General features: G+C 60.5%; 19 protein-coding genes and 3 pseudogenes. 12 read left to right on the forward strand and 10 right to left on the reverse strand.

What is annotated here, in order from left to right; all coding sequences use genetic code 11:
* From A9D60_RS12740 to A9D60_RS12750, 4 genes and pseudogenes are all read left to right on the forward strand, one after another.
* Window positions 1-195 (forward strand): annotated as a pseudogene (locus A9D60_RS12740) (IS5/IS1182 family transposase); the annotation flags it as partial.
* A gap of 60 nt (window positions 196-255) precedes the next feature.
* Window positions 256-549 carry an IS3 family transposase gene (locus A9D60_RS12745; RefSeq protein ID WP_065267963.1) on the forward strand — a complete coding sequence of 98 codons (294 nt, stop codon included), beginning with the start codon at window positions 256-258 and terminating at the stop codon, window positions 547-549.
* A 32-nt stretch (window positions 550-581) separates the two neighbouring features.
* Window positions 582-809 (forward strand): annotated as a pseudogene (locus A9D60_RS25520) (IS3 family transposase); the annotation flags it as partial.
* A gap of 1 nt (window position 810) precedes the next feature.
* Window positions 811-1,543, forward strand: a pseudogene (locus A9D60_RS12750) (IS3 family transposase); the annotation flags it as partial.
* 217 nt (window positions 1,544-1,760) lie between these two features.
* Here A9D60_RS12750 and A9D60_RS12755 read toward each other — a convergent pair.
* Complete coding sequence (locus tag A9D60_RS12755; RefSeq protein WP_052254122.1) at window positions 1,761-2,327, reverse strand: cupin domain-containing protein; 567 nt, start codon at window positions 2,325-2,327, stop codon at window positions 1,761-1,763.
* 144 nt (window positions 2,328-2,471) lie between these two features.
* Here A9D60_RS12755 and A9D60_RS12760 point away from each other — a divergent pair, with 144 nt between their 5' ends.
* The 7 genes from A9D60_RS12760 to A9D60_RS12790 all read left to right on the forward strand — a co-directional run bounded on the left by A9D60_RS12760 (window position 2,472) and on the right by A9D60_RS12790 (window position 10,052).
* Entirely contained in the window at window positions 2,472-3,794 is a 1,323-nt protein-coding gene (locus A9D60_RS12760; protein ID WP_065267964.1) for an aspartate aminotransferase family protein, read from the forward strand.
* A gap of 32 nt (window positions 3,795-3,826) precedes the next feature.
* A complete protein-coding gene (locus A9D60_RS12765) occupies window positions 3,827-5,338 on the forward strand; it encodes a CoA-acylating methylmalonate-semialdehyde dehydrogenase (protein ID WP_065267965.1) in 1,512 nt (503 codons plus the stop codon).
* Window positions 5,339-5,363: 25 nt separating this feature from the next.
* Window positions 5,364-6,479, forward strand: a complete 1,116-nt coding sequence (gene ald / locus A9D60_RS12770; RefSeq protein ID WP_065267966.1) for an alanine dehydrogenase — start codon at window positions 5,364-5,366, stop codon at window positions 6,477-6,479.
* A 69-nt stretch (window positions 6,480-6,548) separates the two neighbouring features.
* On the forward strand, window positions 6,549-7,556 hold the full coding sequence (gene dctP / locus A9D60_RS12775) for a TRAP transporter substrate-binding protein DctP (RefSeq protein ID WP_065267967.1): 1,008 nt from the start codon (window positions 6,549-6,551) through the stop codon (window positions 7,554-7,556).
* Window positions 7,557-7,624: 68 nt separating this feature from the next.
* A complete protein-coding gene (locus A9D60_RS12780; protein WP_175392960.1) occupies window positions 7,625-8,239 on the forward strand; it encodes a TRAP transporter small permease in 615 nt (204 codons plus the stop codon).
* Window positions 8,236-9,528: a TRAP transporter large permease gene (locus A9D60_RS12785; protein ID WP_019296089.1), complete on the forward strand. Its 1,293-nt coding sequence runs from the start codon at window positions 8,236-8,238 to the stop codon at window positions 9,526-9,528. Before A9D60_RS12780 ends, A9D60_RS12785 begins: the two co-directional genes overlap by 4 nt.
* A 113-nt stretch (window positions 9,529-9,641) precedes the next feature.
* Window positions 9,642-10,052 (forward strand): universal stress protein, encoded by a 411-nt coding sequence (locus A9D60_RS12790; protein ID WP_065267968.1) that lies wholly within the window; start codon window positions 9,642-9,644, stop codon window positions 10,050-10,052.
* 952 nt (window positions 10,053-11,004) lie between these two features.
* Here the strand turns inward: A9D60_RS12790 and gyrB are convergent.
* Window positions 11,005-13,422, reverse strand: a complete 2,418-nt coding sequence (gyrB, locus tag A9D60_RS12795) for a DNA topoisomerase (ATP-hydrolyzing) subunit B (protein ID WP_065267969.1) — start codon at window positions 13,420-13,422, stop codon at window positions 11,005-11,007.
* 93 nt (window positions 13,423-13,515) lie between these two features.
* Window positions 13,516-14,106, reverse strand: a complete 591-nt coding sequence (locus tag A9D60_RS12800) for an NAD(P)H-dependent oxidoreductase (RefSeq protein WP_065267970.1) — start codon at window positions 14,104-14,106, stop codon at window positions 13,516-13,518.
* Window positions 14,107-14,210: 104 nt separating this feature from the next.
* On the opposite strand from A9D60_RS12800, the gene A9D60_RS12805 reads away from it, so the two are divergent.
* Window positions 14,211-14,804, forward strand: coding sequence for a TetR/AcrR family transcriptional regulator (locus A9D60_RS12805; protein ID WP_065267971.1), 594 nt, complete (start codon window positions 14,211-14,213; stop codon window positions 14,802-14,804).
* Here the strand turns inward: A9D60_RS12805 and A9D60_RS12810 are convergent.
* The 7 genes from A9D60_RS12810 to A9D60_RS12840 all read right to left on the reverse strand — a co-directional run bounded on the left by A9D60_RS12810 (window position 14,801) and on the right by A9D60_RS12840 (window position 23,519).
* Window positions 14,801-15,421 (reverse strand): LysE family translocator, encoded by a 621-nt coding sequence (locus A9D60_RS12810; protein WP_065267972.1) that lies wholly within the window; start codon window positions 15,419-15,421, stop codon window positions 14,801-14,803. The genes A9D60_RS12805 and A9D60_RS12810 overlap by 4 nt on opposite strands.
* Window positions 15,418-16,515 carry a DNA replication/repair protein RecF gene (gene recF / locus A9D60_RS12815; protein WP_065267973.1) on the reverse strand — a complete coding sequence of 366 codons (1,098 nt, stop codon included), beginning with the start codon at window positions 16,513-16,515 and terminating at the stop codon, window positions 15,418-15,420. The genes A9D60_RS12810 and recF overlap by 4 nt, the downstream gene beginning before the upstream one ends.
* 93 nt (window positions 16,516-16,608) lie before the next feature.
* Window positions 16,609-17,730 (reverse strand): DNA polymerase III subunit beta, encoded by a 1,122-nt coding sequence (dnaN, locus tag A9D60_RS12820; protein WP_065267974.1) that lies wholly within the window; start codon window positions 17,728-17,730, stop codon window positions 16,609-16,611.
* Window positions 17,731-17,989: 259 nt separating this feature from the next.
* A complete protein-coding gene (locus A9D60_RS12825) occupies window positions 17,990-20,440 on the reverse strand; it encodes a GcvT family protein (protein WP_065267975.1) in 2,451 nt (816 codons plus the stop codon).
* A gap of 83 nt (window positions 20,441-20,523) precedes the next feature.
* Window positions 20,524-21,537 (reverse strand): GlxA family transcriptional regulator, encoded by a 1,014-nt coding sequence (locus A9D60_RS12830; RefSeq protein WP_141117920.1) that lies wholly within the window; start codon window positions 21,535-21,537, stop codon window positions 20,524-20,526.
* Between the two features lie 18 nt (window positions 21,538-21,555).
* Window positions 21,556-22,452 carry a homocysteine S-methyltransferase family protein gene (locus A9D60_RS12835; protein WP_065267977.1) on the reverse strand — a complete coding sequence of 299 codons (897 nt, stop codon included), beginning with the start codon at window positions 22,450-22,452 and terminating at the stop codon, window positions 21,556-21,558.
* The gene (locus tag A9D60_RS12840) at window positions 22,449-23,519 is read right to left on the reverse strand and encodes an alcohol dehydrogenase family protein (protein WP_065267978.1); all 1,071 of its coding nucleotides are present in this window, start codon (window positions 23,517-23,519) and stop codon (window positions 22,449-22,451) included. Before A9D60_RS12840 ends, A9D60_RS12835 begins: the two co-directional genes overlap by 4 nt.
* Between the last annotated feature and the right edge of the window lie 28 nt (window positions 23,520-23,547).

Raw genomic sequence — 23,547 nt, forward strand, 5'->3', positions numbered from 1 at the left:
CGGGCGTTCTGGAAACGATGGACGGGATACCACACCCGCAGCCGCGCAGAAGCCAGGATGCGCTGCCTCAAGGCCTTCGGCGAGCGCATCGCCGCGAGAGACCCAGATAGCCAAACCGCTGAAATCCACATCTGCGTCGCACTCATCAACCGCTTCAATGCCCTCGGCACCGCCGAGATCGTCCGCGTGGCCTGAACCTGAAGGGGAAAGGGGAAGTCACGCCTCAAGACGCCTTTCTGCAACAATGCCTCAGAGATGTCGAAACGGAAGAACCATTCGCCTGAGTTCAAGGCCAAGGTCGCGCTTGAGGCTTTGAAGGGCGAGCGGACTGTTGCAGAGCTGGCAAGCCAATTTGGCGTTCATCCGACGATGATCCACAGCTGGAAGCGGGCGCTCCTGGAGGGCGCGTCCGGCGTGTTCGAGCGTGGCGGCAAGAAAACCCCGGAGTTTGACGAAGAACAGATCAAAGAGCTGCACGCTAAGATTGGGGAGCTGGCCGTTGCCAACGATTTTTTGTCACGAAAGCTCAAACCGTGGATCGGCAAGTGAGGCGGAAAATAATCGAGCCTGCCAATGCCAATCTGCCCATTGGCAAGCAGTGCAAGCTGCTGTCGATCTCGCGGTCGTCGTTCTATTATCAACCCAAAGGCGAGACGGCTCTGAACCTGATGCTGATGCGTCGGATCGACGAACAGTTCCTGGAAACGCCGTTCTTCGGTGTGCGGCAGATGACTTGGCATCTGCGCAATGAGGGGCATTTGGTGAACGAAAAGCGGATCAGGCGGCTGATGAGGGTGATGGGGCTCATGNGCGTCGGATCGACGAACAGTTCCTGGAAACGCCGTTCTTCGGTGTGCGGCAGATGACTTGGCATCTGCGCAATGAGGGGCATTTGGTGAACGAAAAGCGGATCAGGCGGCTGATGAGGGTGATGGGGCTCATGCCGATCTACCAGAAGCCCAACACCAGCAAGGCAGCGAAGGGACACAAGACCTACCCCTATCTGCTGCGTGGTCTGCGGGTGGGGCGCCCGAACCAGGTCTGGGCGGCAGACATCACTTATCTGCCAATGCGCAAGGGGTTCCTGTATCTGGTGGCGATCATTGACTGGCACACCCGCAAGGTGCTGGCCTGGCGCATCTCGAACACGCTGGAAGCGGACTTCTGTGTCGAGGCGCTGAACGAGGCCATCCACAAGTTCGGCCCGCCCGAGATCATGAATACAGATCAGGGCAGCCAGTTCACGTCCTTCGTCTGGACGGACAGGCTGCGGCGATCCGATGTGCGCATCTCGATGGATGGCAAAGGCCGGTTCCTCGATAACATCTTCGTCGAGCGGCTCTGGCGGAGTCTGAAATACGAGTGCGTCTACCTGCACGCTTGGGAGACTGGATCAGAGGCGAAGGCAGGCGTCGGCAGATGGATCGAGTTCTATAATCGAAAACGCCCACATTCCGCCCTTGGCGGCAAGCCTCCTGCCATGGTCTATTGGCTGAGAAAAGACGAAACCCAACCTGGTCAGCAGCGGCAGAGAGTAGCTTAAACTACGCCAGATCCTGTCCAACGATCGGGGAGTAGCTCACAGACAGCTGTTCCTGTGCCACGCAGCATCCTCAGAGAACCGGGGCCCAGGCTACGTGACATAGTTAACATTCGGCACAATTCTATGAACTGTCTGAAACCAAAGGTTTGGATACAGGGGCCGGAACCACCTGAAAAAATCATCTTGGAACATCGTTGCCCCGGACACTCGCCCCGGCCTAGAACGATGAAGGCGTACACGCGCTGATGACTTTGCACACCTTGTCCCCGGCGTTGCGGAACCGGTGTGGCAGGATGCTGGAAAAGTAATAAGCGTCTCCTGGGCCAAGAATTCGGGATTGTCCATCTACCGTTACTTCCAGACGCCCCTCAATTACGACCGCACATTCTTCGCCCTCATGCGACAGGGCTCCACGGCCTGAGTCTGCACCGACACCGTACTCTTCAATCAGCATCTGCAGCTTTCGATTCCGCCGCTCACCTGCGACCAGCAGGTAGGATACGCCCGGCGACCCCAGGTCCCGCATGCCGCTGTGAGGAAAGAAAAAGTTGTCCTCGTTCTTCAGTTCGAAGCTGAAGAAAAAGCCCAGGTTAACATCAACACCTGCGAGAATTTTCTTGAGCAGAGCCACTGAAGGCTGGGTTGATCCGCTCTCGATCTGGGAAATCGTACCGCTTCCCACCCCCGCGCGCTTGGCCATCTCGCGTTGGCTGAGACCTTTTGAGGTTCGAATCAATCGCAGGCGCCTTGCGGTTTCCAGATCGGGTGCCGAAGAGTCGCCCATTGTGATTTCCTGCTTCTGATCGAAAGCACCTTAGGCTGGCCCGATCAGTTTTTCAATGACTTACACATTCCTACAAAGCCGGGTGTGCGAAAAGCTGAAACTTTGCAAGTATCTCTCATCAAATAATAATCTGCCTTGCGAGGAATGGACATGCCCGTTCAGTCAAATACCATGTCGTCTTTCTGGATGCCGTTTTCGGCCAATCGTGATTTCCTTCGCGAGCCCCGCATGGTCCAGTCTGCCGAAGGGATGTATTACACCAGCTCGGACGGCCGCCGGATTATGGACGGCACCGCGGGGTTGTGGTGCGTTAATGCAGGCCATCGTGATCCGCTGATTGTAGAGGCAGTGCAGAAGCAGGTTCACGAGCTGGACTACGCTCCGAATTTCCAGTTTGCCCACCCACAGGCGTTCGAGCTGGCGGGTAAGCTGACGGCGATGATGCCCGAGGGGATGAGCCATGCGTTCTTTACCAACTCGGGGTCCGAGTCGGTCGACACCGCGCTCAAGATTGCGCTGCATTACCACCGGATGCGCGGCGACAGCGCCCGCACACGTCTGATCGGGCGCGAACGCGGTTACCATGGCACCGGCTTCGGCGGCATCTCGGTCGGGGGCATCGTGAAAAACCGCATGCATTTCGGCACTCTCCTGGCCGGTACCGATCACCTTCGTCATACTCATGATCTGGAAAAGAACGCATTCACCCGCGGCTGCCCCGCGCATGGCGCCGAACTGGCCGATGATCTGGAGCGCATCGTTGCGCTGCATGATGCCTCGACCATCGCGGCCGTCATCGTCGAGCCGATGGCAGGGTCCACCGGAGTGCTGCTGCCGCCCAAGGGGTATCTGCAACGGCTGCGCGAGATCTGTGACCGGCATGGCATCCTGCTTATCTTTGACGAGGTCATCACCGCCTTCGGCCGGCTGGGTGCATCGACCGCGTCGGAATACTTCGGCGTTACTCCGGACATCATCACCACCGCCAAAGGGCTAACAAACGGCGTCATCCCGATGGGCGCGGTCATCGTGTCCGACGCGATCTACAATTCCGCCATGGAAAATGCAGACGCGCCGATCGAATTGTTCCACGGCTACACCTACTCGGCCAACCCGGTGTCCTGCGCAGCCGCACTGGCGGCGCTGGAAAGCTACGAACAGAACGACCTGTTCCGCCGCGCCGCTCTGCTGTCGCAACCGTGGGAGGATCAGCTCCACAGCCTGAGGGATCTGCCCAATGTCATCGACATCCGGAACCTGGGGCTGGTCGGCGCCATCGAACTGGCGCCGCGCGAAGGCGCGCCGGGCGAGCGGGCCTATGAGGCGATGAAACGCGCCTGGGACGCTGGGATTATGATCCGGGTAACCGGCGACATCATCGCACTTTCTCCGCCGCTGATCATCTCGGAACCTGAAATCAACACGCTTGTTCAGACACTTGGCAAAGTTCTGGCTGAGCTTCCGTGACCTTTCCCCTCTAAATCCAAAGGACTGCAATCATGAAAGATGCTGCCCCGATCGCTTCGATCGGCCACTATATCTGTGGCCAAAACACAGCTCCCGACGGCGAAAACACCCAGGCTGTCTACAACCCTGCAACCGGCGAACACACCGGCGATGTGTCCCTGGCAACCGTCGAAACCGTGAACGCTGCGGTCGCCGCGGCCAAGGCGGCCTTTCCTGCGTGGTCGAACACGCCGCCGATCCGCCGGGCCCGGCTGATGAACAATTTCCTGGCGCTGGTGCGTCAGCACAAGGACGACCTGGCCCGCGCCATCACTGTCGAGCACGGCAAGGTCTTCACCGATGCTCAGGGCGAGGTCGAGCGCGGCATTGATATCATCGAGTTTGCCTGCGGCATCCCGCAGCTCCTTAAGGGTGATTACACGGAGCAGGTGTCCACCGGCATGGACAACTGGACCACACGCCAGGCCCTGGGCGTCGTGGCCGGGATCACGCCCTTCAATTTCCCGGTCATGGTGCCGATGTGGATGTTCCCGATCGCCATCGCCGCAGGCAATACCTTCATTCTGAAACCGTCGCCGACCGATCCTTCGGCTTCGCTGCTCTATGCCGACCTGATGAAACAGGCAGGCTTCCCCGATGGCGTGTTCAACGTCGTTCAGGGCGACAAGGTGGCCGTGGATGCGCTGCTTGAAAATGACGATGTCAAGGCTGTGTCCTTTGTCGGCTCGACCCCGATTGCCAACTACATCTACGAAGTCGGCGCCCGCCACGGCAAGCGCGTCCAGGCCCTGGGCGGGGCCAAGAACCACATGCTGGTGATGCCTGATGCCGACATGAACAAGGCCGCCGACGCGTTGATCGGTGCAGCCTATGGCTCGGCCGGAGAGCGCTGCATGGCCATCTCGGTTGCTCTGCTGGTTGGCGATGCCGCGGATAAGCTGATGCCGGTGCTGAAAGAACGCGCCGAGACCCTGAAGATCAAGAACGGTCTCGAACTGGACGCAGAAATGGGCCCGATCGTCACCGCCGCCGCGCGCGACCGGATCAAGGGCTATATCGATAGCGGCGTCGAAGAAGGAGCTGACCTGCTGGTCGATGGCCGCGGCTACACCGTCGAAGGGCACGAAGGCGGCTACTTCCTGGGCGGCACCCTGTTCGACAACGTTACCCCGGAAATGAAGATCTACCGCGAAGAGATCTTTGGCCCGGTTCTGGCCTGTGTCCGCGTGCCGAACTTTGCCGAAGGCCTGCAGCTGATCAACGACCACGAGTTCGGCAACGGCGTGTCGCTGTTCACCCGGGACGGCAACGTTGCGCGTGAGTTCGGCAAACAGGTTCAGGTCGGCATGGTCGGCGTCAACGTTCCGATCCCGGTGCCGATGGCGTGGCATGGCTTCGGCGGCTGGAAAAAGAGCCTGTTCGGCGACATGCACGCCTATGGCGAAGAGGGCGTCCGTTTCTACACCAAGCAGAAATCCATCATGCAGCGCTGGCCTGAAAGCATCTCGGAAGGTGCTGAATTCGTCATGCCAACGGCCAAGTGAGCCTCTCTTTCCTGGAGTGAAGACAATGTACATCGGTGTACCCAAGGAAATCAAAAACCACGAATACCGCGTCGGGCTGACGCCCGAGAGCGTGGCTGAGCTGATCACGAACGGTCATGCGGTGCTGGTCGAAACCGGTGCGGGCCTGGGCATTGGCGCGGATGACGATGCGTATCGTGCTGCTGGTGCGGAGATCGCAACAAACGCAGCCGAGGTGTTTGCCCACGCCGAAATGATCGTAAAGGTGAAGGAGCCGCAAGCAGCGGAGCGTGCGATGCTGCGCGAGGGGCAGATCCTCTATACCTATCTGCACCTGGCTCCAGATCCGGAGCAGACCAAAGATCTGGTGAACTCTGGCGCGGTCTGCATCGCCTATGAAACAGTAACGGACGACAATGGCGGTCTGCCGCTCCTGAAGCCGATGAGCCAGGTTGCAGGCCGGATGTCGATCCAGGCCGGTGCCGGTGCCCTGGAAAAGGCCCAGGGCGGGCGCGGGGTTCTCCTGGGCGGTGTGCCTGGGGTGAAGCCCGGCAAGGTTGTTGTCATCGGCGGCGGTGTTGTCGGTTTCAACGCGGCGCAGATGGCCGTTGGCCTGCACGCTGACGTCACCATTCTGGACCGTAACCCGGCCGTTCTGGAAAAGCTCGAAAACCATTTTGAGGCATCCGCCAAGGTGGTTTACTCAACCCAGGCCGCGCTGGAGGAAGAGGTTTCCAATGCCGACCTCGTGATCGGGGCGGTTCTGATCCCCGGCGCCGCCGCACCCAAGCTTGTTTCGCGTGATCTGATTGCGAAAATGAAACCCGGTGCAGTGGTCGTGGATGTTGCCATTGACCAGGGCGGCTGCTTTGCGACCTCCAAGACAACGACACACGCAGACCCGACCTATGTCGTTGATGATGTTGTGCATTACTGCGTCGCCAATATGCCCGGCGCGGTGGCCCGGACTTCGACCTATGCGCTGAACAACGTGACCCTGCCGCATGCCATCGCCATTGCGAACAAGGGCTGGCAGCAAGCGCTGGCCGACAACCATCACCTGCTGAATGGCCTGAACGTGGCCTGCGGCGAGGTGACCTGCAAGGCTGTGGCCGATGACCTCGGATACGGCTTCGAGGATCCCAGAAATTTGCTGACTTAAGCAAATCCGCGCCCGCAACAGCATACCGCTGTGCGGGCGTTATTCGTCAAACAGGAGGAGAACTACCCGATGAGTTTCAACAAGATTACCAAAGGTCTGGCCGCTGGCGCGCTGAGCACTCTGATGTCGACCGCGGCTTTCGCCGAAGACATGACCCTGCGTTTTGCAGGCGTGTTCCCGATCGACCACCAGGGCACAAAAATGATGGAACAGGTTGCCGCAGATGTTGCAGCAGCCAATGTTGGCCTGAAGATCGACGTGTTCCCTGCAAACCAGCTCGGTTCTGGTGAAGCCTTGTTCGAAGATGTCGCCCGCGGCAACATCGATCTGGCTTCCGCTTTTATCTACGCCGACACCGATCCGCGCCTTGAGTTCCTGTCCATGCCGTTCCTGCTGGGAGGATGGGATGACATGGAAAATACGCTGCTCAACATGGATTCCGAGTTCAACACCATCCTGCAGGAGATCACCGACGAATACGGCGTCCGGGTGATGGCTCAAAACCCTGAAGGGTTCATCGGCATCGTTGCTTCGCAAGAGCCTCAGAACTGGAGCAGCTTTGAAGACAAAGGCATGAACATTCGTGTCTGGTCGTCCAGCGTTGTGAAGTCGATGGTTGAAGAACTGGGCTACCAGGCAACAACCATGGCATGGGGGGACATCTTCCCCGCGCTTCAAGCCGGTATCGTCGATGGTGCGATCTGCTGCACCAAAACCGCGACCTACTCCATCTTCGCCAAGTCGGATGTCGGCACCCACTTCGTCGAGTACAACTCGATCTCCGAACTGACAACGTTCTATGCATCGCAGCGGACGCTGGACAAGCTGAATGACGCACAGCGTGACGCGTTGCAGGCAGCTCTGACCAAAGCGTCGAATGATTTCTTCAGCTACAACCGAGAAAACGACGAGGTTTTCGGTCAGAAGCTGCTTGATAAGGGCTACACCATCCTTCGCCTGAACGATGAAGAACAGGCTGCGATGGCCGCGCATGTTCAGGAAACGGTCTGGCCGCAGATGGCAAAAAGCGTTGGTCAGGACATCATCGACCGCCTGCTGGCAGCCAAGAACAACTGATCAGGAAAAGGGCCGGCAGACCAGCTGGCCCTTTTTTGTTCTTGAGCGAAACAATGGGAGGGAGAAAGATGTCCGTTTCGGTAAGCGAACAACCACCAGCCGCCGGGAACGAAGTTCACGGCATTCGGAACAAAATAACCGACGAATTGCCGGTCATCATTGGCTACCCGATGAAGGCGATCGCATTTGTCATGAGACAGATTGTAATGGTGTCAGGGTTCCTGATGGCATTCACCTTTGGCGCGGTTGTTGTCATCAGATACGGCTTTGGCGGCGATCTTTTCGCCTACGAAGAATGGCTGTTGGGCATTAGCATCGTGGGCTTCTTTGCAGGCGCTGTTCTGGCCTCTGCGCGCAATCTGCATATCAACGCGGATATTCTGGGCATCGTCATCCAAAACCCGCGGATGATCTGGTGGCGCGGGTTCATCGTGCTGACGGTCGAGCTGCTGGTGATCCTGTTTCTCATGTACGCGTGCTATGTCTCGCTGCTTGACGACTTCTCGTTCCCGCGGCTGCGCGCAACCCCTGTGCTGCGCATCCCCTTTGTTACCTGGCGGATCGGAATCATGATCGCCTTTGGCTTCATGGCGATGTTCACCACCGCGTATCTGTACGTGCATATCCGTCAGGGTCTCGGTCTCCCGCTCAAATCAGCTGCTGCCAAGGAGGCTGCAAAATGATCATCACCGGTAGTCTTCTTATCGTCTGCGCCATGCTGCTTCTTGGGGTCAGCGTTTTTGTGGCCTTCGGGGCCGTCCTGATTTTCATTGCCATGGTCGGTGATCAGTCGATCACAGGGTACTTGCCGACGGGGTCCACGGGAATCCGGTCACTGGTTCTGCTGGCCATCCCGCTTTTCATGATTGCGGGCGGCATCATGGAAAAAGGGCGGATCGCGGCGCCTCTGGTTTCACTCGCCGAAATGTTCATTGGCCATATCAAGGGCGGGCTAAGCGCCGCGGGCGTCCTGGCCTGCGGGGTCTTTGGCTCGATTTCCGGCAGCGCCAACGCCACCCTGACCTGCATCGGCGGCATCATGATGCCGCACTTGAAAAAGGCCAACTATCCCGGCGGGCAGTCGGCTGCTCTGATCGTGGCGGCAAGCCCTCTGGGCCTCCTGATCCCGCCAAGCTCGTCGCACATACTGTATGGCTGGGTGGCACAGCAGCACGTGCTGAAATGCTTTCTGTCCACCGTGATCCCCGCGTTCATCCTGATCACCCTGCTGATCGTCGTGAACCAGTTCATGCTGCGGAAATACGATGGCATTAACCTGACAGAACGCCCCAGGCCTTTTTTGCCCACCTTTGGCCGCCAGGCGCGCCTGGCGGGACCTGCGCTGATGATGCCGCTGATCATTCTGGGAGGGATCTACGGCGGTATCATGACCCCGACCGAAGCCGCTGGCATCGCCGTGGTCTATTCGATCCCGATTGCGATCTACTTCTACCGCGGCCTGACCTGGAAAACGCTGGCCCAGACCATCCAGAATTCCGGCGTCACAATCGGCGTGGTGATGGTCATGATCTTCATGGTTCTGATCGTGTCGGACAACCTGATCTCGCAGGGCGCACCGCAACTGGCCAAAGATCTTGTTTATTCCGTATCTGACAACCCGATTGTGATCCTGCTGATGATCAACATCGTGATGATCCTGATCGGGATGCTGATGGATGATATCTCGGGCCTGCTTCTGGCGACCCCGATCCTGTTGCCCATCGCGCAGAGCACCGGAATGGACCCGATCCATTTTGCTGCCGTGATCGGCGTGAACCTGGGCATGGCGAACATCACACCACCCACGGCGCCGCTTCTCTATCTTGGTGCCCAGGTCTGTGACGAACCGGTCTCGCGCATGCTGTGGCCGACGCTGATCTTTATCATCTTCGCCTGGCTGCCGACGCTGATGCTGACGACCTTTGTCCCGGAACTGGCGCTCTTCCTGCCCGACCTCCTGCTCAGCAAATAAGGGGGCCACCTATTCCTGCGCCCCCGGACCGGGGGCGTTCCCCTGCCGGCGGCGGATGCCGGACAGGCAGCCGCGAACCTTCAGCCCCAGAAACTGAACACAAGAGGAACACCATGTATAGCAACATACTCGTAGCGCTGTCCCTGGAACATGGCATCAGCGAACAGGCACTCTCCACAGCACGTGCCCTCCTGTCCGAGGGTGGAAAGATCACCGCAGCCCATATTCACGAGCCGCCGAACAAGCAGATCATGTATTACATGGAGCAAAATGTTGTCGAAAAATCCTACCAGAAAGCCCAGGCAAGCCTGGCTGACCGGTTGCAGGGTGAAGCGGATGTGAACTCCGTCATTCTGGAAAGCCAGTCAGCGGGCCGCGCGATAACGGAATATGCCAACAAACACAAAATCGACTGTATCGTCCTTGCCTCGCACAAACCGGGGATGAAGGAGTTCTTTTTGGGCTCGACCGCCGCGCTGGTCGTCCGCCACGCTCATTGTTCGGTTCATGTCCTCCGCCTGTAACGGCTTATAACGGCCGCAGATCGAACAGCCAGCCCTGTGCAAATGGTTTGCAGTCAAAGCAGCGTTGGAGCTTACTTAGGAGCGCCGGTTGGACCATTTTGCTGCCACCTGATTTGGGGCAACTAGAAAATGAGTGTGCCTGCGATGCTCACCGGAGCGCTGTCCGCAACTGTCGCATGGTCGTGTCGCGATATTCTGCCCGGTCTTTTGGGGTTGGCCTGAATGAGGACGCTCATGGAAGCGGTCGTTGGAAAAAGCTTGGCCGCCAGAGATACTGTTCGCAGCAATCGCGAAGCGCCTAAACCGGCCATAGGCGCACGAGCAGCTATTTCACACTTCTTCCCGCTCTTTGACGGTCGAGCCCGGTCGCGGCGAAAGGGCGGTTTGGATTTGGCCGAAATTCACACCGATGAAAGACCGCAACTGGGAAATCCGCTGCGTCGCCGCAGACACCCGACCGCAGGGGCGAAGGCTTTCTGCATCAGCAGTAGCGGCGTGAGCGAAAGGCTGGTTTGTCCCGTCAGCAACCGTTAGGTAGACGGGCCCCGAACGCTCGTGTGCTACTCTGATCCCCTGGTGGGCTTGCCAAGGTTTGCTTGGCAACCGACAACCGTCAGGCGCTCTGAGAAGGCGCCAAACAGTCGTGGAGGGGCGGGAAGCTCCATCTGAGCCGCATAGGGCGTCCTGAGCGCCCTATAGGGCCTGCATTGCGCCTGGAACCTTTAACCCACACCGACAAACCACAGTTCGCCCCGCTCATGGCGAGTACAACAGCCTGAACAGAAGTCACGAAAAGCCAGTAGATCAAGAAACCCAGCTATCAACTCAAGCAGGAGATTTTAGCAGCCTTCGGCTTCTACTTCTCCCCTAGCGTGTGCGAGAACCAAAACTATGAGCAATTTGCGCAAAAGTATGGGTCAAAAACACGCTTTTGGGCGATCCTACAAAAATCTCAGAAATCCAGATTCTCCACGCTGAGGGCGTTCTTCTGAATAAACTCCCGGCGCGGTTCCACTACGTCGCCCATCAGTTTGGTGAACAGATCATCCGCCTCAACCATATCGTCGATGCGAACCTGAAGCAGCGTCCGCGCATCCGGGTCCAGGGTGGTTTCCCACAGCTGGTCCGGGTTCATTTCGCCCAAGCCCTTGTAGCGCTGCAGGGTGAGGCCCTTCTCGCCTTCTTCCAGGATCGCCTTCAAGAGACCCAGCGGGCCGTGAATGATCTGGCTTCGGTCGCGGCGCACCAGCTGGGCGGTGGTGCCGTAGACCTCCTGCAGGCTTTGGGTGAAGCTGCCGGTCTTGCGGGCCTCGCCCGAACGCAGCATCGGGCCGTCCAGGGTACGCACTTCCTCCACGCCGCGCAGGATACGGGCCAGGCGGATGCCGTGGTCCTGGGTGATCCGGCCTTGCCAGCCGCGTTCATACTCCAGCGCAATGGCGTCCAATCGTGCAGCAACCTTGTCGGCAACGCCTTGCAGGTCGGAGTCAACAGCACCTGGCACAAAGGCTCCGGCCACTGCAGCCTGCTCCAGGATATGGCGCGGGTAATGGGTCGGGAAGGCATCCAAAACGCGCTTGAGCTGGCGCGCCTCGTCCACCACGCGAGTGAGGTCGGCGCCGGCCATTTCGGACCCGTCGCCCAGTTTCAGCACCGCGCCGTCGACGCCCTGATTTATCAGGTAATCGTCCAGCGCGGCCTGATCCTTGAGGTAGACCTCGGACTTGCCGCGCGCGACTTTATAGAGAGGCGGCTGCGCGATATAGAGGTAGCCACCCTCGATCAGCTCCGGCATCTGCCGGTAGAAGAAGGTCAGCAGCAGGGTCCGGATGTGGGCGCCGTCGACGTCGGCGTCGGTCATGATGACAATCTTGTGGTAGCGCAGTTTCTCGATGTTGAATTCATCGCGGCCGATGCCAGTACCAAGCGCCATCACCAGATTGCCGATCTCCTGGCTCGACAGCATCCGGTCAAAGCGCGCGCGCTCCACGTTCAGGATCTTGCCGCGCAGGGGCAGGATCGCCTGGGTCATCCGGTCCCGCCCCGTTTGGGCAGAGCCGCCGGCCGAGTCACCCTCGACCAGGAAGACTTCGGTCTTGGAGGGGTCTTTCTCGGAGCAATCCTTGAGCTTGCCCGCCAAATAGTTCACGTCCATCGCGGTTTTGCGGCGGGTCAGCTCGCGCGCCTTGCGAGCGGCCTCGCGGGCCAGCGCGGCTTCGACGATCTTGCCGACGATCTGCTTGGCTTCGTTCGGATTTTCCTCGAACCATTCGGCCAGTTTTTCGCCCATCAGGCTTTCCACCACCGGGCGCACCTCGGAGGACACCAGCTTGTCTTTGGTCTGGCTGGAGAATTTCGGGTCCGGCACCTTGACCGACAGCACGCAGGTCAGGCCCTCGCGGGCGTCGTCGCCGGTGAAAGAGACCTTCTCCTTCTTGGCGATCCCCGACGTCTGCGCATAGTTGTTGATGGTCCGGGTCAGCGCACCGCGGAAGCCCGCGACATGAGTACCGCCGTCGCGCTGCGGAATATTGTTGGTGAAGGGAAGCACCGTCTCGTGGTAGCTGTCATTCCACCACATGGCGATCTCGACGCCGATGTCGTCCTTCTCCCCCACGATGTAGACTGGAGCGTCCATCACCGGGGTCTTGTGCCGGTCGAGGTATTTGACGAACTCCTTGACGCCGCCCTCGTAGAACAGCTCTGCCGAGAGTTTCTCTGCCGGTCGCTCATCTTCCAGAATGATCCGCACGCCGGAATTCAGGAAGGCAAGCTCACGCAGGCGCTTTTCCAGCGTCTCGAAAGAATACTCCAGGTTCGAGAATGTATCGGTCGACGCCATGAAGCGGACTTCGGTGCCGGTCTGGTCACCACAATCGCCCACCACTTCCAGGTGCTTGACCGTGTCGCCGCGTTCAAACCGGGCAAGGTGTTCCTTGCCATTGCGCCAAATGCGCAATTCCAGCCAGTCTGACAGTGCGTTCACAACCGACACGCCCACCCCGTGCAGGCCGCCCGAGACCTTGTAGGAGTTGCTGTCGAACTTACCGCCGGCGTGCAGCTGGGTCATGATGACCTCGGCAGCTGAAACGCCTTCCTCAGCGTGGATATCGACCGGGATGCCGCGGCCGTTGTCGCTGACGGAGACGCTGGAATCGGCGTGGATTTTAACCGTCACATGGTCGGCGTGGCCTGCCAGCGCTTCGTCGATGCCGTTGTCCACGACCTCATACACCATGTGGTGAAGGCCCGAGCCGTCATCCGTGTCCCCAATGTACATGCCAGGGCGTTTTCGAACCGCCTCCAACCCTTTGAGAACCTTGATGGAATCCGCGCCGTATTCTGCGGGGGCCTGCTCGTTTCCGGACATTCACATCTTCCTGTCTTTGCTTCGGGATTTTATACGAAACCTGACCGGGATTGTCACGCGCAAGCCCCCTTTTTTCATGGGCCTATTAGACGATTATGCACCCAGCGCTCCAAGTTCAGCAGCCAAGCGGAGCCAGGCTTCGCGCTCCTCGCTGCTTGACCCCTGCAAAGCGCCGAAATGGCAGGTCTCAACCGGGTCAATTCCGACAAAATTCAGGATCTGGCGTTCCATCTGAACATGCGCGGCATTGTCGTAGTACTTCGCCATCAAATCGGGCGGCGTGTCTGACGCAATCAGGACCCGCCCTGACTTTCCTGACAGAAGCGGCTTGGGCAGGCCGTCGGTGACAATGCGGGGATCAAAGGTGCGGCCTGGCAGCAGGATCCGGTCGAAAAGCCCCTTCAGCTTGGCCGGCAGGCCACCCCACCACAGGGGAAATGCAATGACCACATGGTCCGCCCATTCGAAATCCGAAAGCACTGCTTCAATTTGGGGTTCCGGCTTCTTTGCCCCGGAGAACCCGGCCTGCCCGAAGTCCGCATCAAACTCCAGTTGGGACAGTTTGTGCATGCGCACTTCGTGACCGGCGCTGTCAGCGGCAGACGCATAACTGCCGCAAAGCGCCCCAGTAAAGGTATTGGCAGCCGGATGGCCGTTCAGAATTATGATTTTCCGGGCAGACATTTCACTCTCCATTAGCTAAGTTGACCGCGGTCACTTTATTGAATCAAAAATGACCACGGTCAACTAAAAAATGACCACGGTCAAAATTACTCGTGAGGCTGAAAATGACACGTGCACCGCAGAAACGGCGGCTGGAAACCCGGGCGAAACTGCTGGAGGTGGCAAAGGCCATCGTGCAGGAACAGGGCTACAGCGGATTGCGGGTGGAGGATGTGGTCGCCCGCGCCGGTGTGGCCAAAGGCACCCTGTTTTCGCATTTCAAGGACAAGGACGGGCTGCTGGCCGTGCTGATCGGGGATGAGGTCATGCGTCTGCTGGACGGGATGGAGGCAGGGGACCCTCCTCAGGATGCGGATGAACTGACCGCCCGACTGGCGCCGCACCTGGACTACGTCGGCCAGGACCGAGTGATCTTTGACCTGCTTTTGCGCTACTCCGGCACCACGGCGGCAGAACCGGATGAGGTGGTCACCGCCGGTTTCATCCGGCAGGTCACGCTGCTGACGCGCTGGCTGCAGGTTCTGCAGACGGCAGGCCAAATTCGCCAGGATCAGCAGCCGGAACTGCTGGCAGAAGGCATTCAGGCCTTCTTGAACCACGTTCTGGGCGTGTGGTTTTGCATGGAACACGATGATGAAACGCCGCCTGCCCGGGCGCTGGCGCCATACCTGCAAGCCTGGCTGCAGCCCGCCCCTTAGGTGAAGGGGATAACCAGCCCGACGCAGATCAGCAGCCCGCCGGACACCAGGTTGATCCGCCGCCGGATCCGAGTGGAGGTCACCGCCCGGCGCACGCGGTGCACCATCCCCGCCAGCGCTAGGTTGCCCAAAAGCGGAACCAGGAAGGACAGGGTCACAATTGCAGCGATGTCGCTCCCGGAGATGCCCGACAGGTCAAAGAACCCGGGCAGCACGCCCATGTAGAACAGGATCGCCTTGGGGTTGCCGAGGATCACCGCGATACCGGCCATGAAACCGGCCCAAATACCGGGACGGGTCAGGGCGCGGTTTTCCTCCACCGCGTCGCCGGCATGGCGGATCAGCAGGTACCCCATACCCAGGAACATCGCGCAGGCCACCCAACGCAGCACGGCCATGATGCCCTCGATTTCCGAGACCACCCAGGACATTCCCGCAACCGCAATCAGAGGCCAGAAGATGTCCCCGCAGGCAACGCCAAGCGCCAGCGGCCAAGCCGCCGTGAACCCGCCGGAAACAGAGCGCGCCATCAGCGCCAGCCAGACCGGGCCGGGGGTCAGGAACAGGATCAGCAAGGCACCGGCATAAAGCGCAAGGTCCCAAGGCGTAACTGTCATTTCTGCGCCACCTCCGACACACCTTCGTTTTCAGTCACTTCCAGAACCTGCGCCCGGTCTCCCAGCTCCGAAAACTGCTCCGGGCCGGTACCTGTCATCCAGGCTTGGGCACTCAGCGCACAGATTTCGTCATAAAGTGCGGCGCGGCGGGGAGCGTCCAGATGCGCTGCGACCTCATCCAGCAGCAAGATCGGAGGCGCGCCCTCGCGCTCAGCCAAAGCCCGCGCATTGGCCAGAATCAGGGATACTAGCAGCGCCTTCTGTTCGCCGGTGGAGCAATCCTTGGCCTGGATGCCTTTGGCCCGGTATGTTCCAATGAGATCAGTTCGGTGCGGCCCCACCAAGGTTCGGCCAACGGCCAGATCGCGGAACCGGCTTTCCTCCAGCGCCTCTTTGAAATCGGCTTCTGTGGACGGCATGCTGCCCTCCGACTGAATCAATTCCAGTTCCGCAGCGGGAAAGGCGGTTTCCGCCTCTGCTTGTGCCTGCTGCAGAAGCTCCACCGCCTGCACCCGCGCGGCATTAATCCGGTGCCCGGCGGCTGCCATCCGGTCTTCCAGCACCTTGTACCAGGCCGCATCGCGGATTTGCTCCTTCAGCAGCCGGTTGCGCTCGCGCATGGCCTTTTCATAAGCCAGCGAAGCCTCGGCATGACCGGGCTCAAAGCTCAGCGCGATCCGGTCCAGAAACCGCCGCCGCCCCTCGGCCGCCTCAATCCACAGCCGGTCCATCGCCGGGATTAGCCAGACAACACGCGCCACCTGCCCCAACGCCAATTGGCTGGAGGACTTGTTGTCAATCTTCACCTGCCGGGCGTTGCCGCCTTCGGACCAGGTTTCCACCTCATAAGCCTGCGACAGCGCCTGCAGCTCGCCTCTCAGCTTCCAGCCAAGCGCCTCCGGCTGGCGGGCCATTTCGGCGGCGCTGGCCCGGCGCAGCCCGCGGCCGGGGGAGAACAGCGACACCGCTTCCAGGATATTGGTCTTGCCCGCACCGTTGTTGCCGTGGATAGCCACGGGACGCCCGTCCAAACGCAATTCCGCCCGCAAATGCGAGCGGAAATGCGAAAGGGTCAATGCGGTCAGAGCCAGCACGCAGGCGCCCTCTTCCTCTTGCTAAAAAAATCTCCATCCCGCTGCCCGGCAGGCGGCTTTGCCGCCGAGCGAGGAGGCATCGCCGTCAGGCGATCAAACCCGCATCGGCATCACGACGTAGACAGCGCTTTCGTCGTTTCCTTCTCGCATCAGAGTCGGATCACCGGAGGAGTTAAACATGAACACGGCGTTCTCGCGGTCCACCTGATTGGCGATTTCCAGCAGGTACTTTGCGTTAAAGCCGATTTCCAGCCGCTCGTCATTGTAAGCGACGGCCAGCTCTTCCTCGGCGGCACCGCTGTCCGGCGCGTTCACCGACAGGATCAAGCGGTCCTCTTCCAGCTGCAGCTTCACCGCGCGGGACCGCTCGGAGGAAACGGTGGCAACCCGGTCAACGGCCTGTGCGAACTCGGCTGCATCCACTTCCAGGCGGCGGGTGTTGCCGGCCGGGATCACGCGGGTGTAGTCGGGGAAGGTGCCGTCGATCACCTTGGAAGTGAGGGTGATGTTCGGAGTGGCAAAGCGCACCTTGGTTTCCGAGACCGAGACCGCGATGTCCATGTCGTCATCATCCAGCAGCTTGCGCAGCTCGCCCACGGTCTTGCGTGGCACGATCACGCCGGGCATGTCCTCGGCGCCCAGCGGCAGCTCGGCATCGATACGGGCCAAGCGGTGGCCGTCGGTGGCCACGGCGCGCAGCGCCTTGCCGCCTTCGGCACCGGCGGAGACGTGCAGGTAGACACCGTTCAGGTAATAGCGGGTCTCCTCAGTGGAGATCGCGAATTTCGACTTGTCGAACAGGCGGCGCAACACCGCAGCCTTGGCGGCAAAGTTGGAGTGATACTCCGATGAGGCCATGACCGGGAAATCCTCGCGCGGGAGGGTCGCCAGCGAGAAGTTGGAGCGTCCGGCCTCGACCGCCAGACGGCCGGTTGCGGCATCGGCGGTCAGAGTGACCAGCGCGCCGTCGGGCAGCTTGCGGACAATCTCGTGCAGGGTGGTGGCGGCCACGGTAGTAGCACCGGCGCGTTCGACCTGGGCGGGGGCCTTGTCGACCACCTCGATATCCAGGTCTGTGGCGCGGAACTGGACGCTGTCGCCTTCGGCTTCGATCAGCACATTCGCCAGGATCGGAATAGTGTTGCGGCGCTCGACCACAGACTGCGCTTGGGCCACGGCCTTAAGAAGCGTGCCGCGTTCGATGCTGATCTTCATGTCCCAAATCCTCTTCGTCAGGCGCCCGTGTCACATGCCGGGACAAGCAACCTACCTGTTTACCCCTGCCGCACAAGGCTTTTTATGGATTTCTCCAAGGGATTTCAGGCGGGGTCAAGAGGGGCTGCGCGGCTGGGCCGCGAAACCGGGGTAAACGTTGCAGCAGAACCCGGGTCTGTCCGGGCGGCGACAGATATAAAAGACGCCCCGGCACAGGGCCGGGACGTGATACGGGCAGGTAAATGCACTGGAGAGGTGCTTAGGCCTTCACCCGCTCCGATTTCGGATCGTACATCGGCTTCAGCGAAGCCTCGGCCTGCACCTTCACGCCGCAGACGTCGATCTCGTAGGTCGAACCCAGCACATCCGCCGCGCTTTCGTCCTCGCAAGGCACGTAGCCCATGCCGATGGCGGCACCCAGAGTGTGGCCGTAGTTGCCGGAACTGAGATAGCCCACATATTTGCCGTCGCGGATGATCGGCTCGTTGTGGAACAAGAGCGGCTCGGGATCGGTCAGCTTGAACTGAACCATGCGGTTCTTGGGGCCGCTCTCCTTGCGCTCCAGCACCGCGGCCTTGCCGATGAAGTCGTCCTTGTTGGTGGCAACCGCAAAGCCGAGGCCCGCGTCGATCACATTGTCCTCGCAAGTGATGTCGTGGCCGAAGTGGCGGAACCCCTTCTCGATCCGGCAGCTGTCCATCATGTGCATACCGCAGAGTTTGAGGCCCATGTCCTGGCCTGCTTCCCACAGGGTTTCGAATGCGTGGCCGGCCATGTCGGCGCCGACATAGATTTCCCAGCCCAGTTCGCCAACATAGGTCACGCGATGGACGCGGGCGAGGCCCATGCCCAGCTCGATCTCCTGCGCGGTGCCGAAGGGGTTCACCTCGTTTGAAAAGTCGTTCGGCGAGACCTTCTGCAGCAGCTCGCGGGAGTTCGGGCCCATCACGGCCAGCACGCCCTCGCCCGCGGTCACATCGGTGATCACCACGCGGTGGTCGCCCACATGGCGCATCATCCAGGTCTGGTCGGCCAAACGGGTTACCGCCGGGGTCACCACAAGATAGGCGGTCTCGCTCAAACGGGTGACCGTCACGTCGGCCTCGATGCCGCCACGGGAGTTCAGGAACTGGGTGTAGACGATCTTGCCTGCGGGTGCCGAGACATTGGCGCCGCAGATGTAGTTCAGGAACTTTTCCGCATCCGGGCCTTCGACGCGGATCTTGCCGAAGGAGGACATGTCGTACATGCCGACGTTTTCGCGGACGGCCTTGTGTTCAGCTGCCGAGTTCTCAAACCAGTTCTGGCGCTTCCAGCTGTACTGGTACTCACGCTCCTGGCCTTCATTGGCAAACCAGTTGGCGCGCTCCCAGCCGCCGATTTCGCCGAACACGGCGCCCTGTTCCTTGAGGTGGTGGTGGAACGGGGTACGGCGCACGCCGCGGGCAGTGGCCTTTTGGCGGTAGGGGAAGTGGTCGGCGTAGAGAAGACCCAGAGTCTCTTTGGAGCGCTCGAACAGGTAATGCTTGTTGCCCTGGAACGGGTGCATGCGGGAGATGTCCACATCACCAAGGTCAAACGGTTTCTGGCCGTCCTCCATCCACTGCGCCAGCGCCATGCCGGCGCCGCCTGCAGACTGGATGCCGATCGAATTGAAGCCGGCGGCGACCCAAAAGTTATCCATCTCTGGCGCCAGACCGAGATGGTAGGCGTCGTCCGGGGTAAAGGACTCAGGGCCATTGAAGAAGGTGTGGATACCCGCCTCCGCCAGCATCGGCATACGGTTGCAGGCGGCCTCCAGGATCGGCTCAAAGTGGTCGAAGTCCTCGGGCAGCTGGTCAAATTCGAAGCTGTCGGGGATACCGTTCATTGCCCAGGGCTTGGCGTTGGGTTCAAAGGCACCCAGCAGGATTTTACCTGCGTCTTCCTTGTAGTAGGCGCATTCATCCGGCACCCGCAGCACCGGCATCTGGGCCAGGCCTTCGATGCCTTCGGTCACAATGTAGAAGTGCTCGCAGGCGTGCAGAGGAACGTTGACGCCTGCCATGCGGCCGACCTCGTGCCCCCACATGCCGGCACAGTTCACCACCATATCCGCCTCGATGTGGCCCTGGGACTGGCCATCATCGCTGGCCCAGTCAACACCGGTGACGCGGCGGCCGTTTTTGGAGATGCCGGTGACCTTGATGCGCTCTTTGACCAACGCACCGCGCTGGCGGGCGCCCTTGGCCAGGGCCAGCGCGATGTTGGCCGGATCCGCCTGTCCGTCGGTCGGCAGCCAGACACCGCCGGTCACGCCGTCCAGATTGATGTGCTCGTAGCGCTCCTTGACCTCCTTGGGCGACAACTCCTCCACCGGCACGCCAAAGGCGCGGGCCATTGCGGCGTTGCGATAGAGTTCTTCAAGCCGCTCATTTGTCAGCGCTGCGGACACTGAGCCGACCTGGCGCAAGCCAGTGGCGACACCGGTTTCTTCCTCAAGCCCCAGGTAAAGCTCTGCTGAATAACGCGCGAGCTTAGTCATGTTGGAGGACGCGCGCAGCTGGCCGATCAGGCCCGCGGCGTGCCAGGTGGTACCGGAGGTCAGCTGTTTGCGCTCCAGCAGAACCACATCCTTCCAGCCGAGCTTGGTCAGGTGGTAGGCTACCGAACAGCCGATTACGCCGCCGCCAATAATCACCACGCGGGCCTTGTTGGGAAGATCGCTCATATCATCGCTCCTGAATGAGGGTTTGCGCCTGATTATCACGAACAGGCGGCGCAAAATGCATCAAAAACGTCAGGCTGCCGGGGCTATTCTCCGGCCTTGAGGATTTTTTCTGAACCATCCTCACCCAGCCGGCGGCGTTTGCGCAGGGCAAAAGGGGTGATGCCGAAGAAGCTTTTGTAGAGGCTGGAGAATCCGTTGGGAAAGCCGCAGGCAAGACCGATCTCGCGGACGCTCATCGTGGTATTGAGTAGGAGATTATTGGCCTTGGAGAGCCGCATTTCCCGGTAAAACCCATTGGGAGTAGTTCCTAGGAAGGTCTTGAACTTGCGTTCCAGCGAACGGGTGGAAATGCCCAGTTCATCGACGATGTCGCTGATCGGCACCGGTTCCTCGATGTTGTCCTGCATGATGCGGATGCAATGGTCCAGGTCACTGTCACCGGTGATGGTCGGCTTGGCCCCGGCAAAGGGCTGCAGCGAGGAGAAATCGCGCACCTGCTCATGCAGCATGATGTTCGCAACGGTCATCTGCGCCGCAGCGGAAGTGAGCCGCCCGACAAGCGCCAGAATGATGTCGACAGTGGAACCCATGCCTGCACAGGTCACCACCATCCCGTCCTCGCTGGCCAGCGCGTGACTGGAGTCGTTCAGCCCCATCCGCTCTCGCAGCAAGGCAGAGTTTTCCCAATGGGTCGTCAGCCGCCCGGCCGCCCCACCCTGGTCGCGGATATAGCGCGCCGCGGCCTCGGCTAACAGGTAGACCTTGATATCGCGGCAAGTGTAGCTGGAGATTACCCGGCCCAGGCTGAGACCCGGATGGTCCGGGTCCGAGTTGCCAAGAAAGAAGGCGAAATCCGCATCCGGCTTGGCCGCGAAGGGTTCAGTATCCACGCTGAGGCCCGCCCGGCAGCCCACCCGGCCGCCCTGCAGAGAGCGGACGGTCCATTTGAATGGCGGCTGGGCCAGCACACGGTTGGCGATCCGCAGCACCTCAAGGATTGCGGACATTTCGATCAGCACAAAACCTTCGGTGACGATGATGTCGATGTGCCAGACCCGGGCCGGGTCTGCCGCTTTGAGTTTTTCCGGTGCCGCCATGCTGATCCCCTCCCCTGGTCAGATGATCCGATGCCCGGCCGCGCGCAAGCAGCGGGCCAGTTCGGCAATATGGTCCGGGCCGACTTCACAGCAGCCCCCGACGATAGCAGCGCCTTGGGCAACCCAGCCCATAGCGAATTCCGCGTAGGCTCTGGGCCCCAGATCCTGGCGCTGCTCCAGCGCGTCCACGGTCGGCGCATCTTTCAGGAAGCCCTCTGAAATCCGGGTAAAGCCGTTGGCATAGGCCCCGTATGGTTTGCCGAAACTCTTCACGATTTCCAGGCCGGCACCGATAACCTCCGGACGCGAGCAATTGAGCAGAACCGCCTCCGGCTGGAATTCCTCAACCAGCGGCGCGAGGTCTGCCAGCGGCTCGCCGGAACGCAGCAGCGTTCCGTCTTCATCGGAAACCGAGACTGACAGCCACACCGGTTTGACTGTCCCGGCGCAGCCGAGCAAGGCGCCCTTGGCCTGTTCGACAGAGGACACAGTTTCGATCAGGAACAGATCAGCCTGCGGCTCCAGCAGCTGAACAAGCTCTGCGTAGACCGGTGCGGCCTCCTGGTGCGGCGGGCAGATATCCGGGCGGTAAGAGGCATTCAGCGGACCCAGCGCAGCGGCAACGCGGCCCGATCCGTGGGCGTCCCGTGCAGCGGTTGCCTGTGCAGCGGCCTTGGCCAGCAGTTCTTCAAAATGCTCCTCGATCCCGGCACGGGCCAAACGGTCGCGCAGCACGGCATAGGTGTTCATGGTGGCGATTGTGGCCCCGGCAGCAAAGTAGTCCGCGTGAATACCGCCGACCACATCCGGCTTTTCGATCATCACGGAGGTTGACCACAGCGGCGTCGCCCGGTCGCCCGACCTTTTGACCACCTCCTGCCCGATCGAGCCGTCAAGAAGGATGATATCTGTCATGGGACCTCCTGCGGTGGAATAAGGACCAGTTTGCCCGGAAACGCCTTGCTCATGAAATCGGCTTGCGCCCGAGCGATGTCCTGCAGGGGATAGGTTGCCGAGACCAAGGGACGGATTGCGCCGGAATTGATCAGCTCCACCAGTTCAGCAAAGACCGTACGGGGGGAGAAGGTGCAACCGTGGATGGTGATGTCGCGCAGGTAAATCTCGCGCAGATCCGCGGTAACGATCGGGCCGGCAATGGCGCCGGAGACCGCATAATGCCCGCCGGGCCGCAGCGCCTGTATCAGGGCAGCCCATGCCGGGCCGCCGACCACGTCGATGACGGCATCGAAACTGCCTGGTTCAGGGGATTCCTCGCGTCCGATGATCCTGCCCGCGCCCATCGCGGTCACCGCCTCCGCCTTGGCGGGTGATGTCTGGCCGGTCACTTGCGCACCGAGATGGGCCGCCAGCTGCACCGCAGCCAGCCCGACTCCACCGGAAGCGCCGGTCACCAGAACCCGCTGGCCACCGGAGACACCGGCACGGTGCAGCAGGTTCCAGGCGGTTCCATAGGCACAGGGCATCGCCGCGATCTCGGTATCGGACAAGGGAGAGGCGCTGACATCGAACAGCTCTGCCGCCTGCATGAGGCAGTATTGCGCGAAAGCGCCATCAAGTTCAGACCCCAGAGCAACGAAGGCCACCGGGTTGTCCGGCTGCAGCCGGGGAATATTGATCTGGCTTGTGACCCGCTGTCCGACGCGGATGGCGCCAACATCCGGGCCGGTCTGAACCACCAGGCCGCACAGGTCGCCGCCCTGGATACGGGGAAAAATCAGGGCGCCGCCCCAGCCGCCGGACTCGACCTCTGCGTCATCACCCACTGCATCCGTGGCCCCTGTCACATCTGACGAATACCAGCCGATTCGGGTGTTAATGTCAGTGTTGTTGACGCCGGCCGCCAGAACCTTGACCAGCACCTGCCCCGGTCCAGAGACCGGAACAGGAATATCTTCACGCCATTCGAGCGCATCCGGCCCGCCATGCCGGGTCAAACAGACGCCTTTCATCATCCGGGCCATCGCTGAAGCCTCCTGAATTAAGCGTGAC

It is taken from the genome of Leisingera sp. JC1, from assembly GCF_001679925.1.
Lineage (GTDB): Bacteria > Pseudomonadota > Alphaproteobacteria > Rhodobacterales > Rhodobacteraceae > Leisingera.

What these genes read in the sequence shown, in the direction of transcription:
- ald (WP_065267966.1), top strand. Translation starts at nt 5,364, where the DNA reads ATGTACATCGGTGTACCCAAGGAAATCAAAAACCACGAATACCGCGTC.
- A9D60_RS12760 (WP_065267964.1), top strand. Translation starts at nt 2,472, where the DNA reads ATGGACATGCCCGTTCAGTCAAATACCATGTCGTCTTTCTGGATGCCG.
- A9D60_RS12840 (WP_065267978.1), bottom strand. Translation starts at nt 23,519, where the DNA reads ATGGCCCGGATGATGAAAGGCGTCTGTTTGACCCGGCATGGCGGGCCG.
- gyrB (WP_065267969.1), bottom strand. Translation starts at nt 13,422, where the DNA reads ATGTCCGGAAACGAGCAGGCCCCCGCAGAATACGGCGCGGATTCCATC.
- A9D60_RS12765 (WP_065267965.1), top strand. Translation starts at nt 3,827, where the DNA reads ATGAAAGATGCTGCCCCGATCGCTTCGATCGGCCACTATATCTGTGGC.
- A9D60_RS12835 (WP_065267977.1), bottom strand. Translation starts at nt 22,452, where the DNA reads ATGACAGATATCATCCTTCTTGACGGCTCGATCGGGCAGGAGGTGGTC.
- A9D60_RS12805 (WP_065267971.1), top strand. Translation starts at nt 14,211, where the DNA reads ATGACACGTGCACCGCAGAAACGGCGGCTGGAAACCCGGGCGAAACTG.
- A9D60_RS12830 (WP_141117920.1), bottom strand. Translation starts at nt 21,537, where the DNA reads ATGGCGGCACCGGAAAAACTCAAAGCGGCAGACCCGGCCCGGGTCTGG.
- A9D60_RS12825 (WP_065267975.1), bottom strand. Translation starts at nt 20,440, where the DNA reads ATGAGCGATCTTCCCAACAAGGCCCGCGTGGTGATTATTGGCGGCGGC.
- A9D60_RS12790 (WP_065267968.1), top strand. Translation starts at nt 9,642, where the DNA reads ATGTATAGCAACATACTCGTAGCGCTGTCCCTGGAACATGGCATCAGC.
- A9D60_RS12810 (WP_065267972.1), bottom strand. Translation starts at nt 15,421, where the DNA reads ATGACAGTTACGCCTTGGGACCTTGCGCTTTATGCCGGTGCCTTGCTG.
- A9D60_RS12800 (WP_065267970.1), bottom strand. Translation starts at nt 14,106, where the DNA reads ATGTCTGCCCGGAAAATCATAATTCTGAACGGCCATCCGGCTGCCAAT.
- dctP (WP_065267967.1), top strand. Translation starts at nt 6,549, where the DNA reads ATGAGTTTCAACAAGATTACCAAAGGTCTGGCCGCTGGCGCGCTGAGC.
- A9D60_RS12745 (WP_065267963.1), top strand. Translation starts at nt 256, where the DNA reads ATGTCGAAACGGAAGAACCATTCGCCTGAGTTCAAGGCCAAGGTCGCG.
- A9D60_RS12785 (WP_019296089.1), top strand. Translation starts at nt 8,236, where the DNA reads ATGATCATCACCGGTAGTCTTCTTATCGTCTGCGCCATGCTGCTTCTT.
- A9D60_RS12780 (WP_175392960.1), top strand. Translation starts at nt 7,625, where the DNA reads ATGTCCGTTTCGGTAAGCGAACAACCACCAGCCGCCGGGAACGAAGTT.
- dnaN (WP_065267974.1), bottom strand. Translation starts at nt 17,730, where the DNA reads ATGAAGATCAGCATCGAACGCGGCACGCTTCTTAAGGCCGTGGCCCAA.
- A9D60_RS12755 (WP_052254122.1), bottom strand. Translation starts at nt 2,327, where the DNA reads ATGGGCGACTCTTCGGCACCCGATCTGGAAACCGCAAGGCGCCTGCGA.